This window comes from Brucella sp. 22210 (assembly GCF_052045675.1).
Lineage (GTDB): Bacteria > Pseudomonadota > Alphaproteobacteria > Rhizobiales > Rhizobiaceae > Brucella.
Genome location: NZ_JBQEPD010000015.1, coordinates 13,939 through 29,150, shown reverse-complemented (window position 1 = coordinate 29,150; position 15,212 = coordinate 13,939). Strand labels below are relative to the sequence as shown.

Genomic DNA, 15,212 nt, shown 5'->3' with positions numbered 1-15,212 from the left:
AGTATTTTTATATGTTTTTTCAAAAATAAGGGATATGCCGCTTCAGGCAAAGCTCTCTAGGGGAATATATTTTGATGGTATACGCTACCGAGGCTTCAGTTGGTCGAAGCGGCGACACAGTTGCGGAATTTGTCGGCACCACCAAGCGTTATGGTGCCGTGCTTGCGGCCAGTCAGCTGAATCTGCAAATTCGGCGGGGGGAATTCCTTTCCTTTTTGGGGCCATCGGGCTGCGGAAAAACAACTGCGCTGAGAATGCTCGCCGGTTTCGAACAACCAAGCGAAGGCGAAATATTGATCGACGGGTCAGAGGTCGGCACGACACCTGCCTATAAGCGTCCCGTCAACATGGTGTTCCAGAGCTACGCCCTCTTTCCCCATATGACAGTGGCACAGAATGTGGGTTACGGACTAAGGCAGCGCCGCCCAAGACTGGCAAAGTCCGATATCGACCTTCGCGTCGCGAAGGCGCTGGAAACTGTTCGACTTGCCGATTTCGGTGGGCGGCGGATATGGGAAATGTCGGGTGGACAGCAACAGCGTGTTGCGCTGGCCCGCGCTATCGTGAACGAGCCCAAAATATTGTTGCTCGACGAGCCGATGGCAGCACTGGACGCTAAACTACGGACAGAGATGCAGCTTGAACTTTTGTCCTTGCAACGCAAGCTGGGCATAACTTTTGTGCTGGTCACGCATGACCAGCAAGAAGCACTGTCGATGTCCGACCGCATCTGCATCATGGGCAATGGTCGTATCGCGCAGATCGGGACGCCACGGGAACTCTATGATCGCCCCGCTAATCGTTACGTCGCCAACTTCGTGGGGCGCGCCAATATTCTCAATGGGAAAGTTGAGCATATTGACGATGATCATGTGACGGTAAGCTTGGCCACGGGTCATAAGGTCGTGGTTGAGGCCGCCTTTGGTGTGGCGCCGGGCGCGGCCGTCGACATCATGATCCGACCGGAAGCGCTGCGCCTGACCGTTTCACCGGCGGAAGGGGAGACGGCGATTGAAGTGCAGGTCGCAAACAAGATCTTCCTTGGCGAACACATTGAATTCTTGCTCACCCATCCGGTTCTAGGATCGTTGCAGGTTCTGGTGCCAAGGCAGGCCGAACGCGCATTGCCGGGTGTTGATGTGGGTTCTACGGCTCACCTTGTCTGGGACCACGGAACAGGCCTGATCCTTGGGAGTGAATAGAGGTTCTACGGGAGCTACATCGGGATCGCGCCTCAGGTTGGGTGCGATTTAAAATGCCAAGTGCTGTCCACAAATAATAAAAGAGAGGGATAAAATGACGAAGAAAGATACGCCGGTTTCCCGGCAGGCATTCATGGAGGAACTTCGCCGGTACCAGAAGGGCTCCGTTACGCGCCGCCATTTTCTTGGCGTGACCGGGCTTGGCGCTGCGACAGCTGCTATGGCAAGTGCATTGCCGGGGCTTTTACCATCGCGCGCATGGGCAGGCGATATTGGCGACCGCGTTTCGATTGCAACTTGGCCGAACTATCAAGATCCCGATAATCTGGCGGCGTTCCAGAAGGAAACCGGCGCAGCGGTACAGGTGAATGTCTTCGGTTCAAACGAGGAAATGTTCGCCAAATTGCAAGCTGGCGGTGCCGGTTGGGACATTGTTGTAGCGACGAACTACGCCATCAGCACCTATGCCGACAGCAAGATGATCGAGCCGCTCGATCTGACGAAGCTGCCCAACTATAATGCTGAGTCCTTTGAAGCGCGTTTTGCAACGCCCGGCACTGTGGACGGAAAGCTCTATGGTATCCCCAAACTTTGGGGTACGACGGGTATGGCCTGGGACAGCAGCAAGGCGAAAGCGCCTTTCACCAGCTGGAAAGACTTCTTCGATCTGACCAAGACCGACTTTTCCGGTCGCACGATCATCCACGATTATCAGCTGACTGCTATCGGCAATGCTCTGAAATATCATGGCTATTCGTTTAACTCTGTCGATCCGAAAGAGTTGGCCGATGCGGAGAAATTGTTGATTGAGGTGAAGCCGCATCTTTTTGCTATTACCTCCGACTATCAGCCTTCGATGCGCAATGGCGACGCCTGGCTGACAATGTGCTGGACCGGTGACGCGAAGCAGATGAATCGCGACCTGCCGGAAATCCATTACACGCTCGGCAAGGAAGGTGGGGAAATCTGGTCCGACTTCTATACCATCCCGACAAGCGCACCCAATCGCGAAGGTGCCTACGCTTTGTTGAACTTCCTGCTAGACCCGTCGGTCAATGGGCGCGAGGCAGCCTTCCATGGTTATCCTGTGCCTGATGCCCGCGTCGAAGCTCTTGTGTCGGAAGAAATGCGCAATGATCCGATCCTTCATCCTGCGGCAGAACTTCTGTCCACACTGGAGTTTGGAGCGGCAGTCACGCTGACTGATCCAAACCGGGCGGAACTGATCGCCCGCTTTAAATCGGCATAACCGGACGGACAGCGATGGCATTGTCTCAGCGAAAAATGCGCTGGCTCCTGCTGGGGCCGGCGGGCCTGTGGTACGCGGCACTCCTCGTATTACCGCTGGCAGTCGTGCTCGTCTATTCCTTTGGGGAACGCGGGGCGGCAGGCGGCTATGAGCCGGCTTTCACCTTGGCGCAATATGCTAATCTCGGAAGCCGCTGGGCCGCATTCCGCAACACATTGACGCTCGCGCCAATTGGCACGATTGCAGCGCTCCTGTTCGCTTATCCGCTGGCCTATTATCTCGCATTGCGGGTGGGCAGGCAGTGGCGCACATTGCTGCTGGTGCTGGTGATTGTGCCATTCTGGACATCGATCCTGATCCGATCCTATGCCTGGATATTCCTTCTTGGCGGGCGTGGCATCCCTCAATTGTTGTCCGCGTTTGGTCTCGGCGATTTTCGGCTGATCAACACGCCTTTCGCTGTTCTGGTGGGTATCGTCTACGGCTATCTGCCGCTGATGTTCTTTCCGATCTATGTGAGCCTGGAAAAGCTCGACCGCAGATTGTTGGAAGCGGCGGATGATCTGGGTACGCCTCCGTGGCGGCGCTTTCTGCAGATCACATTGCCCTTGTTGCTGCCCGGCGTGGCAACGGGTTCAATGCTCGTCTTCATCCTGCTCATGGGGGAATATCTCATCCCGCAGATGCTCGGTGGGGGTAACGTCTTCTTCGTCGGCAATGCGCTTGTCGATCTGTTCCTGCAATCGCGCAACTGGGCGTTTGGGTCGGCCGTGTCGATAACATTGGTGGCTATCATGTTGCTTGTCGTCTCCCTTTACATGCGTTTCCTGCGCCTGATGGGAACGGCGCGCGAAGATGTCAGTTTGATGTGAGGAAATGATGCGCATTTATGCTACTGTAATTTACCTCTTCCTCTATCTTCCTATCGGGATCATCGCGCTTTTCAGCTTTTCTGCGGGCCGTTCGGCAAGCCAGCTGCAAGGGTTCTCGACGCAATGGTATTCCAAGGCGCTTGAAAATCCATTCGTCATTGACGCGCTCAAGACCTCGGCGTCTGTCGCTCTGACTTCGGCATTTATCTCGTGCCTGCTGGGCACGATGGCGGCTATTGCGCTCACCGGTCTGAAGGGCAAACTACGTGTTCTCTTTGATGCCATGATCTTTATCGCGGTAATGATTCCCGGTATCGTCATCGGTATTGCAACGCTGATCGCGCTGGTGACGGTATTCAATACGGTCAATCCCTGGCTTCAGGCGCTGACGGGGCTGAAGCTGTCTCTGGGGTATGGCTCGCTCATCGCGGCACATGTGCTGTTCACAATGTCGCTTGTGATTATCTTGGTGCGTGCCCGCATCGATGGTATGGATCGCTCGTTGATCGAAGCTTCCTCCGACCTCGGTGCAGGACCGCTGGCAACCTTCCGTCAAGTAACGCTGCCCATGTTGATGCCAGCGATGATGGCGGGCTTCTTGCTCAGCTTCACCTTCAGTTTCGATGACTTCATCATCGCTTTCTTTGTCGCCGGACCACAGACGACTCTGCCGATCTACATCTTTTCGTCAATTCGTCGCGGAGTGACACCGGAGATCAATGCCATTGGCACAATGGTGATGGTGTTCTCTCTGCTGCTGCTTGTCTTCGCGCAAGTCATTCTTCGGCGTGGAAAACCGGCAGGGCAATAAGGATCAGAAGCGTTTCCAACGCCTGCCTTAACCCCGTGCATTCTGCGCTTATTCTAGGGAAAAAATCATGAAATCTTGTCTTGAAGGCCGGGTTGCTCTCGTAACAGGTGCAGGCTCGGGTATCGGTCGCGCAGGCGCAATCGCCATGGCGGCAGAAGGCGCAACTGTTATGGTCACGGATCTGCGCGCAGAGCTTGCGGAAGCAACGGCACAAGCGATCCGGGCCAATGGAGGGCAAGCCGAGAGCGCAGCACTCGACGCGCGCGATGACGCCGCTATCACTGACATAGTTGTCGGTGTCGCCGCACGCTATGGCAGGCTTGATATCGTGCATTCTCACGTCGGCATACAGATCGCGGGAAAACTCGAGGAAGTAACGCCCGATCAGATGGATCTGGCATGGGCACTTAATGTGCGTTCGCATTTCGTCGTCGCACAGGCAGCACTCGCGCCAATGCGAGCGCAAGGTGGAGGATCGGTGATTATCACCGCGTCCAATTCTGGGTGCCAGTATGATCGTGGGATGATCTCCTATGCCACCACAAAACACGCAGCGGTCGCAATGGTGCGTCAGATGGCGGCGGACTATGCACGTGAAAACATCCGTTTTAATGCGCTTTGTCCGGGTTTTGTCGATACGCCCTTCAATGCCGGATTTGAACAGCAGATGGGAGGACGCGCGGCTCTCGAAGACTATGTCTCCAAAACGATACCGATGGGACGCTGGGCATCCGCAGAGGAAATAGCGGCAGGCATCGTTTATCTCGCCTCGCCACAGGCGGCATTTGTCACCGGACTGGCGCTTGTTATCGACGGCGGAGAGATACTCTAGCTGATGGCTCGCAATGTTTGCCTGTCGCTTCAAAAGCCGTGAAATGCCATATCAAGGGCCGCGACGATCTCATCGTGCGCGGCCTTGAGATTTGTTACCGGTTCGTTCAAAGCCGAGACCGGAATTGCTGCCATGAATTGGGTGACGAGAATATAATCTTCACCCTCAATCTCAAAACTGGGATTGAGGCGCTTTGCGGGAAGCGGGGCCGATGTCTTGCTGATGAGTGGAATGACAATGCGCGTTTTCAGCTCATCAAGCAGGTCGGCCTGCACGTCCAGTACATAGCCGCCACCGGGATTAGGATAGACGTCATATCGGGCCATCAGAATTGGCGATAGCGTTCGAGAGGCAAGCCGTTTGCTTCGACATAAGCATTCGAGCTTTGTATCGCAGCGCGGTTCTCTTCCTTCCAGCGCGTCGCTTTGGCGGCGGCAACTGCTTGCGCAATTCCAAGTTCGGCCGCTCTGGAAATATTGATCTTATGCCGACGGGCCTCAGCAAGAAGCTCACTATCGATTGAGAGATTGGTCGCACGCTTGAATATGCGTGCTGCTTCATGCTCCGACATATCGAAGTCTCCTTTCGGTCCAGTATATGCGCATAATCATGTGCATACAATCACGACCGGCTCTTGAAGCGAATATTATCGTGCTTGACAAACGCATAGCTGTTTAGCTATGAATTAATCCATAGCCATTGAGGTATGAATTAAGTGACTGCGACACGGGATGAAGTTTTCAAAGCACTGGCCGATCCAACCCGGCGGGCGATATTTGAACGCCTTTGCCGTGAGGGGGAAAAAACGGTCACGGTTCTGACTGCGGGAGCGGGGGTTTCTCAACCCGTCGTCTCAAAGCACCTCGCTGCGCTGAAGCGGGCAGGGCTCGTGAGCGACCGTCATGAAGGCCGTCAGAGCCATTACAGGGCCGAATATGCGGCTTTGGCTCCGCTCGTAGACTGGGCGCAGGAAATGACCGGCTTCTGGCAGAAGAAGTTTGACGCCCTTGAAGACTTATTGAGGAGGATGGACCAATGAGCGAGATATCAACTGAGACCCGCACGGTGGTCGTCGAACGCGAGATGCCTTATCCGCCCGAGAAGCTCTGGCGTGCATTGACTGAGCCTCATCTGATCGCCGATTGGCTGATGAACAATGACTTCGCGCCGACAGTCGGGCATCAGTTCAAGCTTCGCGGTGAGTGGGGTGGTGTGCTGGATTGTGAAGTTCTGGTTGTCGAACCGAACAAGCAGCTGTCTTACACCTGGAACCACGTCCACGAGAATAACGCTTATAATCTCAGAAGTGTCGTGACTTTGACGCTGACACCAACGGCCGTCGGCACACATTTGCGGATGGAGCAGACTGGTTTCAGGCCGGATCAGACGCAGGCGTTTCATGGTGCTCAACACGGATGGCAAGGTTTCCTCGAAAAGCTCGAAGCCGTGGCGGCCAATGTGGATTGAACCTGCCGCTTCGAGGAATATTCGAAGCGGATAAAGGTGGACGAATAACAAAAGGGCCAGCCATGACGCCTATGGCTGGCTTTTGAAAGGGAGAGAAAAAATGGTCTTGAATAAATCCATCCGGCAGGTTCACCGCTGGCTATCAATTATATTTACGCTTACCGTGATCGCGAATTTCGCCACTATGGCTTTCGGCCAGCCGCCAGCTTGGGTGGTTTATTCACCTCTTTTGCCGCTGTTCATACTGCTAGCGACGGGGCTATATCTCTTTTTCCTGCCATACTCGATGAAACGAAATGGCTGATAAACGCTCAGCCATTTCGCCTTCAAGTGGAGCTTAGCGGTTGTTCACCAATGCTTGCACAAGATCGGCTTCCAGATCTTCCGGATCTTCGAGGCCGATGGAAATGCGGATAAGCTGAGCGCTAATTCCGAGCTGGCTTTTCTGGTCCTCAGGGACAACCGCATGGGTCAGCGACGACGGGTGCTGAATGAGGCTCTCTACGCTTCCAAGGCTGACAGCAAAGTGGAAATAGCGCGTCGAAGTCAAAATGCGCTCGACGCGTGCGAGGTCACCGCCAACTTCGATAGAGATCACACAGCCGAAATTGATCATCTGATCGGCGGCCATTTTATGTTGCGGATGGCTTGCCAAACCGGGATAGACAACTCTCGTCAGACCCAGCTCTTCCGCTCTTTGTTCAAGGCTCGTCGCCAGCTTCAGCGCCGTTTGCGACTGTCGGACGCTACGGATTTCGAGCGTTTTCAAAGAGCGGTGCAAAAGAGCACAATCCGTCGGCGACATGACGGAGCCGAGGGCGTTCTGCAAATAGCCCACCCGTTTTGCGAGCCCCGCATGTGCATTCGCCGATACGGCGACTACGCCACCCAGCAGGTCCGAATGGCCGTTCAGCATCTTCGTTGCCGAATGAACGACGACATGGATTCCATGGTCGATCGGGCGCTGGCCAGCAGGAGATGAGAAGGTGCTGTCGCAAACAGTAATCGCACCGGCCTTGTTGCCAAGTTCCGCAACCAGCGACAGATCAACAATGCGTAGTGTCGGATTGGACGGTGTCTCGAACCAGAGCAGGGCAGGCTTATGTTCGGCGACGGCTTCGCGCAGCGCAGCCTCGTCGGAAAAATCTACGAAGCGCACATTCTGCGCCGCCGTAATTGGCCGAACATCGGCGAGCAATCGGTAAACGCCGCCATAGAGATCGTTATGGGCCAGAACGGACGAGCCGGCAGGAAGCGCCTCCAGCAGTGTTGCAGCGGCTGCAAGTCCACTCGGGAAAACGAACGCGGCTTCTGCGCCTTCAAGGTCTGCCAGGCAGCGCTCAAGGTTGTTGCGGGTCGGATTGCCGCTTCGCGTATAGTCGTAACCCTTGCTTGCCCCGATACCATCCTGCACATAAGTCGTCGCATGATAAATCGGCGGGATCACGGCTCCGGTCAACGGATCTGGTTCCTGACCGACATGGATTGCTCGTGTTGCAAAGCCAGCCTGATTGCGAGGAGGGTTCTTGGCCAATTTTCTGTCTTTCTGTCGTTAGTCTGCCGGTGCCCGGATTGCCTATCAGTTGCGTTCCCGGCCTGTAATCAATGTTTCGAATCCTGCCGTTAGCAACAGATCAGTAAATGATCAGTTCGCTCGTATCCTTCAAATATAGCGGGTGCCCCGGCGAGCCGTTATTGGTGATCTTCAGCGCATGGAGCGAGATACCGTTGCTTCGCAACATGTTCGTCACGACTTCTCCGTGATGCGCGAGCTTCTTGTGAAGCGACCCATAGGCCATGACGACAATTGCTGCTTTTTTGGCCTGCTTGAGAATTGTCTGAACATTCTCGTCAGTGCAGGGAATAACACCTTCTTCCAGCAACATTTTCGGATGTGTCGCACGATAGTCCATGACATTGCATTTCACATAGCGGCTGTAGCCCCAGCGGCGCGTAAATTTCTGCTCTTTGAAAACGGTGGGATCATCGACATCATAGGCGGCTGTGCTTGGATTCATACCAATCCAGAGCACATAACCGTCCTTATCCGCTCCGTCCCATTCACGTGTCAGAAGCCGACGATATCGACCGCATTCAGAGAAGACTGCGTCTCCTCTGATTTCCGGTTTGATTTTCAGGCGAACCTTGCCGCCTGGATCATGGGATTCGTGACTCATCATGCCTGCTTCTGTGACTATGTAGTTTTCACGATTTGGTACCGTGGACTTATCAGCCAGCGTGCCGCACGCCTAGCATATTATACAGTCCGAGTAGAATTTTCTCCAGGGCCGCGTGTCGACGCTACGTTGATGCGATGTGTCGACGCTACGTTGATGCGATGCTGAAAAGCGGCTTGAGAGCCGCTTTCCTCAATCTTGGTCTGCTAGGCGCCAATCAATTGATAAGAATTGCCCGCATTTCGCGATTGCAGAGGCCCCTGCAAGCCTCGATTGACAGAATAGACATGGTGGAATGCATCGGCTCTGCCGCTGATCAGGCACACATCGTGACGGTCCCATTCCCATTGCTCCGCGTCGAGCATTGCTTCAAACCTGGATGATGCTGTCGCTGACCAGAAACTTGCCGTCCCTGTCGGTGTTAAGGCCCGACCCAACGCAGCCAGACCGTTTCCAGAATAAATAGCGTCGTTCTGTTCCCGCACCAGAAAATCGGGGCCGTTGTCTGTGTCCATCAAGACCAGATCGAACGTTGAAGGGCGTTGTTTCAACGTTTCCATGACATCGCCGATCTGCAACTCGACACGACGATCATGCAGCGGATGATCAGCGAGATGGCCGATGAATAAGCGGTTCCATTCTACGATGTCGGGGATGAGTTCGCACACCGTGATCTGTGTTTCCGGTGGAACATAATCGAGTGCCGCTCTGAGCGTGAACCCCATACCCAGTCCACCGATCAGAATTCTCTTTGGTGTTTGACGCAAGAAACGCAGAGAACGTTCGGCGAGCACAATCTCCGATTGGAAATTGATGTTCGACATCAATTCCAGCCCGTTGTAGCGAATTTCGTAGATGTCGCCTCTTTGTCGCAACAATATTTGGTCGCCAGCGTCGTTGCCAGCGCTTGCCAATTCAGTCCAGATAGCCATTTGAAAACCCAAACGTTTTTAAGAACGACCGGCCGTGCCAGATCGAACTTCATGTTTCGTCGTGATGGGAGTGTCGGGGTCGCTGCAGTTTTATGTGTGCAGCAACCCAATGGCATCGTCTGATCTGGCATCCATCATCAGGGGAAATGATGACACATTCTTCAAAACGGCCGATATATTCAGGGAGCTTTGAAAAATATTCATCATATCCGGAATTCTGGCGTGATCCTGACTGTTTGTTGAGCGCCCTTACTATCAAATCGCCTTGCTTAATCAAGCAGAATTATCAGAGTTTTTTTGTGACGGTGAGGCCTGTTTCTTGCAAATATTCTTCTGTTTTGACTTTTTTATTAAAGGCGCAATCCCTGTTATTTAGATAAATTTCTACGGTCGAATGGCTCTGTAATCCATTTCTTTCAGGTCAGAGAGCAAGCTTGGTCCCTTGGGCTCCCAGCCAAGCTTTGCTCTCGTTTGCGTGCTTGCCGCTGGCATGTCGAAGCTGACGAACATGGAGAGCCATCCGAAATGGTTTGTTGCCTCGTCAGGTGAAAGGGAGATGACCGGCAGGCCAAGCCCCGTTCCGACCATTTCGGCAATGTCCCGCACAGCGATGCCCTCTTCTGCGACGGCGTGATAGCGCGCACCAGGCTCTGCTCTGTTGGAAGCCAGAGCATAGAGTTTGGCGACATCGAGAACATGTGCGGCGGGCCAGCGGTTCTGGCCCTTTCCTACAAAGGCAACAGCTCCTTTCTCCCGCGATATTTCAATGTATGGTGTGATGAGACCCTGCTTCATCGTGTCATGTACCTGTGGAAGCCGCACGACTGACACGTTGACACCATCTTCCAGCAAGCGCTGCGCGGCGAGTTCAGAGGCGATACGCGGATTGGGATGGTGAGGGTTGAACACATCTTCCGTCGCAGGCTGACAGTTGCCGGGGTCGCCGATGCCGGTGCCTGAGGTTATCAACAGCGACCGGTTCGAGCCCTTCAGTACAGAGCCCAGCGCCTCGATTACGCGGCGATCTTTCTCGCAATTCGCGATGAAATTGGAAAAGTCGTGATCGAATGCCGTATGGATCACAGCATCGGCTTGAGCCGCACCGGCGCGGATGCTAGCAAGGTCCTCAAGCGTGCCGCGTTGCACCTCTGCTCCTGCCGCAGCGAGCATGTTTGCTCCAGCATCTGACCGCGTCAGGCCGAGCACCTGATGGCCTCGGCCAAGCAATTCGGGCACGATACGCGAACCGATGAAGCCGGTTGCGCCTGTGAGAAATATACGCATTTCTTGTTCTCCGTTCCTGTCAGGAATGGATTATCACCGGCGAATAATCATGTTAAAGTAGTGATATTATCATGGTATAATAACCAACAGGCTAGGCATGCCATTCGTCAACGATAATCCTCTCGGCCAGTTTCTGCGTGATCGCCGTATGCGTCTCGATCCGGTGACGTTCGGTTTTTCAACCGCGCGTCGGCGGACGCCGGGATTACGGCGAGAGGAAGTCGCGCAGCGCGCCAATATCAGCCCGACCTGGTACACCTGGCTGGAGCAGGGTCGTGGTGGTGCGCCGTCGGCAGATGTGCTTGAGCGTATCGCCAAGGGACTGATGCTGACTGAGCCGGAGCGCATACATCTCCATGTTCTCGCGTTCGGACATCCTCCGGAAGTGCGGTTTCAAGAGCAGGATGGCATCACGCCAAGATTGCAAGGCGTGCTGGACGCTATTCCCGACAGCCCTGCGCTCATCAGGACAGCGACCTGGGACGTGATTGCCTGGAACAAGGCTGCAAGCATGATTCTGACGGATTATGCAAAGCGTTCCCGGCGTGAGCGAAACATTCTGCGCATGATGTTCACGGACTCGCGGGTGAAGGCCGCGCAGGAAGACTGGTTGCGTGTCGCGAGGTTTGTTGTGGGTGCCTTCAGGGCAGACGCGGCGCGTGCTGGTGCTGGCGCCGAAATTGCGCAACTCGTTGAAGAACTGACGCAGATGAGTCCGGAGTTTGCTGCATTGTGGCGCGACAATGAGGTCGTCGGCTCCGGGGAGGGTGTCAAACGTCTCCATCATCCCGAGCTTGGGCCGATAGAACTCGAGTTTTCGACATTCACAATCGACGGTCGCCCGGATCTTAACATGATGGTCTATACACCCGCGACAATTCAGGTTGCCGAACGTGTCCGAGCTTTCCTCGCCAAGGGCGAGGCTTGACACCTATCAAGGCGCCACTTTTTCGTAAGTGATTGTTTCACCGTCTTCCTTGGTGAATGTTGTAACTGGATTTTCGAGAAGGTCGAGGACCAGTTCCGATGGGCGGCATAGTTTGGTGCCCAGCCGCGTTTCCACGATCGGTCGATTGATCAAGATCGGATGTGCCATCATGAAGTCGATCAACTCGTCATCGGTCCACTTTGAATCTTGCAGCTCCAGCTCTGCGTAAGGCGTACCCTTTTCACGAAGGAGTTCGCGCGGTGTCCGCTGCATTGCTTTCAGCAATTCGACCAGTCGTTCGCGCGACGGCGGATTTTGTACATATTCGATGATGACAGGTTCTTCTCCGCTGGCGCGGATCATCGCCAGTGTGTTGCGAGACGTCCCACATTTCGGATTGTGGTATATTGTAACGGTCATCAACACTTCCCTGTTTCACATGCCGATGGAGTGAATTATTCCGCCTTCATCCATGAAAAGGGAAGCTGTTTCAAGATCGTGATATGTCATCATTGAAAAATAGGGGCCGGGTTAATTACCCGACCCCGACGTCTCTTACTTCGCTACGATTGCCTGAATACCGGCCAGTGCGCATTCTGCATCAATTGCGCCCGATGGTGCGCCGCCGACGCCAATTCCGCCAACCAGCGCATCGCCAATCTTGATCGGCAGTCCGCCAGCCTGAATGACAAAGCGCGAATCCATATCGCGCATGCCGCTATTGGCTGGCTTTGAAGCGATAAACTCGGCAAGCTCGCCGGAGTCGCGGCCAAGCGCTGCTGCGGTAAACGCTTTTCCTACAGCGCTGTTGCCGGTGTGTGGGCCGGAAAGATCAGCTTTGAGCAGGATTTTTGTCGATCCATCGCGTGCTACAACCGCAACGCTCACATTGTTGCCCTTGGCAACGCAAGCATCCAGTGCTGCCTGAGCGGCCTTGGTTGCCAGATCAAGCGGCAGATAGGGCGTCGTTGGAAGAGTTTGGGCGAAAGCGGTAGCCGGAGCCAGCGACAAAGCGATAATTGCAAGTTTGCGGATCATGGTCGTTCCTCGTTTTCGATGAACGTTACCTAACTTCGCCTGTCCCAAAACTGAATCCGTAGCGTTTGCGATCTTATCCGTAGTTCTACGGATTAGCGTTCCCTTCCAGCCACAAGCGGGTCATTTCTGCCTGAGATGTGGTGCCCAGTTTTACACCGATGGCGGCGCGATGGCTGTCGATGGTTCTTGGCGACAGGCCAAGACCGTCCGCAATTTGCCGGGTGGTGAAGCCTTGCGCTATGTGCTCCAGAACCTCACGCTCGCGTGCGGTCAACGCATCGAGCAAGGCTAGAGTTTCAGCCTTTAATGCCTTGCTGCCCAGCCTCTTTTCCAGCAATTGCTGGGCTTTTTGGATTGCATCGATCAAGTCCTGCTCATCGACCGGTTTCGAGAGATAATCCACGGCACCGTTGCGAAAAGCACGGCGACAGGCTTCGATATCGCCATGGCCGGAAATAATGATCACGGGCCAGTCGATTGCCTGCGCTTCCAGGAGTTCCTGCAGCTTGAGGCCCGTCATCACGGGCATACGAATGTCGAAAATCAGGCATCCCGGCGTCAGTTGCGGCAGTTGTGCAAGAAACGCGGATGGATCGGCAAAACTCCTGACCTCAATGTCGATGGTAGAGAGCAGAAGGCTCAACGCTTTTCTGACCGCTGTATCGTCATCCACGAGATAGACAGGCTGGGCCATCAACTTCTACTTTCTCTGTCGGCAACGATTGGGAGTACCACGCGAAATAGCGCGCCTTGCGCTTGCGGGATATAGGAAATCTCGCCACCGAAGCGTTCGACAAGGCGCTGGCTCAAGGCAAGGCCGAGGCCGGTTCCTTCGGGCCGATTTGTCGTGAAGGGTGTGAACAGACGAGGCAGCAGTTCCGGTGCCACACCGGGGCCATTGTCCTGAACTTCCAGAATGGCCGAGCTTCCATCAGCCTGCAGAGAAGCTTTGACCTGCCGATGATTGCTGGTGTCCGTATCATGAAAAGACTCGATGGAATTACGCAGGAGATTGAACATAACCTGTTCCATCTCCACAGGGTCTACTGCAGCCATCAAAGGGTTGTCGGGCATCAGAAGTTCTATATCGACATTTTGCCGTTTTGCTTCCGGAGCCAGCAAGGTCTGAACATTTTGCATCGAAAGACGGAGATCGGCTTGGGCGTTTTCCCTACGTTGCGGTCGTGACCAGTTGCGCAGACGATCCAGAATAGCGGAAGCGCGGCGCGCCTGATCCACCATATCGTCAAGCGCGCCAGCGAGCGCTGTTGTGTTGTTGCGGCTCAATAGCCGGCGTCCGGCCTGTGCGCCCGCCAGAAGTGCGGTCAGTGGCTGCGTCAGTTCATGGGCCATGCCGCTTGCCATTTCGCCCATCGTATTGACGCGCGAAGCATGCGCCAGCCGGGCTTCTAGGCTGCTCAGCTCAGCGCGGCGTTCCGCCTGGCGCGTGCGCTTTATCTGGCGAAGGATCACCAATCCGCCGAAAAACAGCAAGTTTGTGAGAATGAGGATCGGGATCAACTGGTCCATTGGCAGCAGGGCAGCCCATCCCACATTCATTGCGGTTTCGAAAAGAAGCGGCTGGGAGGCGCTTCCCAATTGCTTGGAAAAGAGCGCCGCGCCAAATGAAGCGGGGCTGCTGAAAAGAACCATTCCATCAGGCATGAGAATACGGCGTGCGACACCATTGCGGCGCCAGAATGCGTCGTCCGAGCTGATCAGCGCGTCGGCGTTGATCGATAGCGCCAATCCATCGTGCGGATCATCGTTGTTCGGGCTCCGTTTTACAATCATGTAATGTCCGGGACGCGCTGCTGGTGTGATCAGTTTCGGGACGCCGCTCGATGAAAGTGCCGCCGCTCTTATGGCTGCGGTGAGCTCCGGTTCCAGCTCCCTCGTGCCGGTGACAGGCGCTGCCGGATCGATGGGCACAAGTTGAATTTCATCAATACGCGGATAGAAGCGCGTGATGGTCGTAGCGACCTCCAGAAACACATCGTCCTGCGAAAGTTCGGCGGTCCGCACCTTGGATTGCGCAATCGTTGAAAGCGCCGTCAAATGGGCATCATGCTGAACGGCTCGCTGGGAAGCTTCACGATGTAACGTGAAACTGGCCGCCTGGAGTTCGGACAACAATTCGGATCGCTGGTAAATGGCGAGGCCGCCGATCACCAGAAGATTGAGCAGAAGCCATATGATAAATGGGAGCAAGGCAGAGCGGAATCTCGCCCATGTGCTTCCATTGTGCAGGTTCATAGTTCCATCCCGATGCCGATCTTTGTTCGGGCAAAACATACCGACACAGATTTGTTGCGCCAACCGAAAATCGTATTGCATTCATGTTCTGGTCATCTGAGAGCGATTATGCACCTTCGCAAGACCACTGGTGTTTCGTGACAATGCGATGCCAGTAGCCGATT

The 15,212-nt window shown here is 54.7% G+C and carries 19 protein-coding genes; 9 read left to right on the top strand and 10 right to left on the bottom strand.

Annotation, left to right across the window (positions count from 1 at the left end; all coding sequences use genetic code 11):
- The first annotated feature begins 74 nt into the window (after positions 1-74).
- The 5 genes from ACTJKP_RS17650 to ACTJKP_RS17630 all read left to right on the top strand — a co-directional run bounded on the left by ACTJKP_RS17650 (position 75) and on the right by ACTJKP_RS17630 (position 4,966).
- Positions 75-1,202, top strand: a complete 1,128-nt coding sequence (locus ACTJKP_RS17650; RefSeq protein WP_440631597.1) for an ABC transporter ATP-binding protein — start codon at positions 75-77, stop codon at positions 1,200-1,202.
- A 94-nt stretch (positions 1,203-1,296) separates the two neighbouring features.
- Positions 1,297-2,451: an ABC transporter substrate-binding protein gene (locus ACTJKP_RS17645; RefSeq protein ID WP_440631596.1), complete on the top strand. Its 1,155-nt coding sequence runs from the start codon at positions 1,297-1,299 to the stop codon at positions 2,449-2,451.
- A gap of 14 nt (positions 2,452-2,465) precedes the next feature.
- Positions 2,466-3,323 carry an ABC transporter permease gene (locus ACTJKP_RS17640; RefSeq protein WP_440631595.1) on the top strand — a complete coding sequence of 286 codons (858 nt, stop codon included), beginning with the start codon at positions 2,466-2,468 and terminating at the stop codon, positions 3,321-3,323.
- Between the two features lie 7 nt (positions 3,324-3,330).
- On the top strand, positions 3,331-4,134 hold the full coding sequence (locus ACTJKP_RS17635; RefSeq protein WP_440631594.1) for an ABC transporter permease: 804 nt from the start codon (positions 3,331-3,333) through the stop codon (positions 4,132-4,134).
- 67 nt (positions 4,135-4,201) lie between these two features.
- Positions 4,202-4,966: an SDR family NAD(P)-dependent oxidoreductase gene (locus ACTJKP_RS17630; RefSeq protein WP_078341150.1), complete on the top strand. Its 765-nt coding sequence runs from the start codon at positions 4,202-4,204 to the stop codon at positions 4,964-4,966.
- 29 nt (positions 4,967-4,995) lie between these two features.
- Here ACTJKP_RS17630 and ACTJKP_RS17625 read toward each other — a convergent pair whose 3' ends face one another.
- Both ACTJKP_RS17625 and ACTJKP_RS17620 read right to left on the bottom strand, forming a co-directional pair.
- Positions 4,996-5,292 (bottom strand): CcdB family protein, encoded by a 297-nt coding sequence (locus tag ACTJKP_RS17625; RefSeq protein ID WP_078341151.1) that lies wholly within the window; start codon positions 5,290-5,292, stop codon positions 4,996-4,998.
- Positions 5,292-5,537 (bottom strand): type II toxin-antitoxin system CcdA family antitoxin, encoded by a 246-nt coding sequence (locus ACTJKP_RS17620; protein ID WP_113534456.1) that lies wholly within the window; start codon positions 5,535-5,537, stop codon positions 5,292-5,294. Before ACTJKP_RS17620 ends, ACTJKP_RS17625 begins: the two co-directional genes overlap by 1 nt.
- Before the next feature lie 144 nt (positions 5,538-5,681).
- Here ACTJKP_RS17620 and ACTJKP_RS17615 point away from each other — a divergent pair, with 144 nt between their 5' ends.
- From ACTJKP_RS17615 to ACTJKP_RS17605, 3 genes are all read left to right on the top strand, one after another.
- Positions 5,682-6,005, top strand: coding sequence for an ArsR/SmtB family transcription factor (locus ACTJKP_RS17615; RefSeq protein WP_440631593.1), 324 nt, complete (start codon positions 5,682-5,684; stop codon positions 6,003-6,005).
- On the top strand, positions 6,002-6,433 hold the full coding sequence (locus tag ACTJKP_RS17610; protein WP_078341154.1) for an SRPBCC family protein: 432 nt from the start codon (positions 6,002-6,004) through the stop codon (positions 6,431-6,433). Before ACTJKP_RS17615 ends, ACTJKP_RS17610 begins: the two co-directional genes overlap by 4 nt.
- Positions 6,434-6,533: 100 nt before the next feature.
- Positions 6,534-6,737 carry a hypothetical protein gene (locus ACTJKP_RS17605; RefSeq protein ID WP_078341155.1) on the top strand — a complete coding sequence of 68 codons (204 nt, stop codon included), beginning with the start codon at positions 6,534-6,536 and terminating at the stop codon, positions 6,735-6,737.
- A 33-nt stretch (positions 6,738-6,770) separates the two neighbouring features.
- Here ACTJKP_RS17605 and ACTJKP_RS17600 read toward each other — a convergent pair whose 3' ends face one another.
- From ACTJKP_RS17600 to ACTJKP_RS17585, 4 genes are all read right to left on the bottom strand, one after another.
- The gene (locus ACTJKP_RS17600; RefSeq protein ID WP_440631592.1) at positions 6,771-7,967 is read right to left on the bottom strand and encodes a trans-sulfuration enzyme family protein; all 1,197 of its coding nucleotides are present in this window, start codon (positions 7,965-7,967) and stop codon (positions 6,771-6,773) included.
- A 100-nt stretch (positions 7,968-8,067) separates the two neighbouring features.
- Positions 8,068-8,613, bottom strand: coding sequence for a DUF1643 domain-containing protein (locus tag ACTJKP_RS17595; RefSeq protein WP_440631591.1), 546 nt, complete (start codon positions 8,611-8,613; stop codon positions 8,068-8,070).
- Between the two features lie 203 nt (positions 8,614-8,816).
- Entirely contained in the window at positions 8,817-9,542 is a 726-nt protein-coding gene (locus ACTJKP_RS17590; RefSeq protein ID WP_078341157.1) for a hypothetical protein, read from the bottom strand.
- Between the two features lie 384 nt (positions 9,543-9,926).
- Entirely contained in the window at positions 9,927-10,826 is a 900-nt protein-coding gene (locus ACTJKP_RS17585) for an SDR family oxidoreductase (protein WP_440631590.1), read from the bottom strand.
- Between the two features lie 97 nt (positions 10,827-10,923).
- Between ACTJKP_RS17585 and ACTJKP_RS17580 the strand changes: the two genes are divergently transcribed.
- The gene (locus ACTJKP_RS17580) at positions 10,924-11,754 is read left to right on the top strand and encodes a helix-turn-helix transcriptional regulator (protein ID WP_078341159.1); all 831 of its coding nucleotides are present in this window, start codon (positions 10,924-10,926) and stop codon (positions 11,752-11,754) included.
- Between the two features lie 6 nt (positions 11,755-11,760).
- Here ACTJKP_RS17580 and arsC read toward each other — a convergent pair whose 3' ends face one another.
- The 4 genes from arsC to ACTJKP_RS17560 form a co-directional block, all read right to left on the bottom strand.
- Complete coding sequence (gene arsC / locus ACTJKP_RS17575) at positions 11,761-12,174, bottom strand: arsenate reductase (glutaredoxin) (RefSeq protein ID WP_078341160.1); 414 nt, start codon at positions 12,172-12,174, stop codon at positions 11,761-11,763.
- Between the two features lie 135 nt (positions 12,175-12,309).
- A complete protein-coding gene (locus tag ACTJKP_RS17570) occupies positions 12,310-12,792 on the bottom strand; it encodes a GlcG/HbpS family heme-binding protein (RefSeq protein WP_078341161.1) in 483 nt (160 codons plus the stop codon).
- An 85-nt stretch (positions 12,793-12,877) separates the two neighbouring features.
- Complete coding sequence (locus ACTJKP_RS17565) at positions 12,878-13,486, bottom strand: response regulator transcription factor (RefSeq protein WP_078341162.1); 609 nt, start codon at positions 13,484-13,486, stop codon at positions 12,878-12,880.
- Positions 13,486-15,048: a sensor histidine kinase gene (locus tag ACTJKP_RS17560; protein ID WP_440631589.1), complete on the bottom strand. Its 1,563-nt coding sequence runs from the start codon at positions 15,046-15,048 to the stop codon at positions 13,486-13,488. The genes ACTJKP_RS17565 and ACTJKP_RS17560 overlap by 1 nt, the downstream gene beginning before the upstream one ends.
- Positions 15,049-15,212: the final 164 nt, after the last annotated feature.

Excerpts from the sequence above, each read along its gene's own strand:
- ACTJKP_RS17650 (WP_440631597.1), top strand. The coding sequence starts at position 75 with ATGGTATACGCTACCGAGGCTTCAGTTGGTCGAAGCGGCGACACAGTT.
- ACTJKP_RS17645 (WP_440631596.1), top strand. The coding sequence starts at position 1,297 with ATGACGAAGAAAGATACGCCGGTTTCCCGGCAGGCATTCATGGAGGAA.
- ACTJKP_RS17640 (WP_440631595.1), top strand. The coding sequence starts at position 2,466 with ATGGCATTGTCTCAGCGAAAAATGCGCTGGCTCCTGCTGGGGCCGGCG.
- ACTJKP_RS17635 (WP_440631594.1), top strand. The coding sequence starts at position 3,331 with ATGCGCATTTATGCTACTGTAATTTACCTCTTCCTCTATCTTCCTATC.
- ACTJKP_RS17630 (WP_078341150.1), top strand. The coding sequence starts at position 4,202 with ATGAAATCTTGTCTTGAAGGCCGGGTTGCTCTCGTAACAGGTGCAGGC.
- ACTJKP_RS17625 (WP_078341151.1), bottom strand. The coding sequence starts at position 5,292 with ATGGCCCGATATGACGTCTATCCTAATCCCGGTGGCGGCTATGTACTG.
- ACTJKP_RS17620 (WP_113534456.1), bottom strand. The coding sequence starts at position 5,537 with ATGTCGGAGCATGAAGCAGCACGCATATTCAAGCGTGCGACCAATCTC.
- ACTJKP_RS17610 (WP_078341154.1), top strand. The coding sequence starts at position 6,002 with ATGAGCGAGATATCAACTGAGACCCGCACGGTGGTCGTCGAACGCGAG.
- ACTJKP_RS17605 (WP_078341155.1), top strand. The coding sequence starts at position 6,534 with ATGGTCTTGAATAAATCCATCCGGCAGGTTCACCGCTGGCTATCAATT.
- ACTJKP_RS17595 (WP_440631591.1), bottom strand. The coding sequence starts at position 8,613 with ATGATGAGTCACGAATCCCATGATCCAGGCGGCAAGGTTCGCCTGAAA.
- ACTJKP_RS17590 (WP_078341157.1), bottom strand. The coding sequence starts at position 9,542 with ATGGCTATCTGGACTGAATTGGCAAGCGCTGGCAACGACGCTGGCGAC.
- ACTJKP_RS17585 (WP_440631590.1), bottom strand. The coding sequence starts at position 10,826 with ATGCGTATATTTCTCACAGGCGCAACCGGCTTCATCGGTTCGCGTATC.
- ACTJKP_RS17580 (WP_078341159.1), top strand. The coding sequence starts at position 10,924 with ATGCCATTCGTCAACGATAATCCTCTCGGCCAGTTTCTGCGTGATCGC.
- arsC (WP_078341160.1), bottom strand. The coding sequence starts at position 12,174 with ATGACCGTTACAATATACCACAATCCGAAATGTGGGACGTCTCGCAAC.
- ACTJKP_RS17570 (WP_078341161.1), bottom strand. The coding sequence starts at position 12,792 with ATGATCCGCAAACTTGCAATTATCGCTTTGTCGCTGGCTCCGGCTACC.
- ACTJKP_RS17565 (WP_078341162.1), bottom strand. The coding sequence starts at position 13,486 with ATGGCCCAGCCTGTCTATCTCGTGGATGACGATACAGCGGTCAGAAAA.
- ACTJKP_RS17560 (WP_440631589.1), bottom strand. The coding sequence starts at position 15,048 with ATGAACCTGCACAATGGAAGCACATGGGCGAGATTCCGCTCTGCCTTG.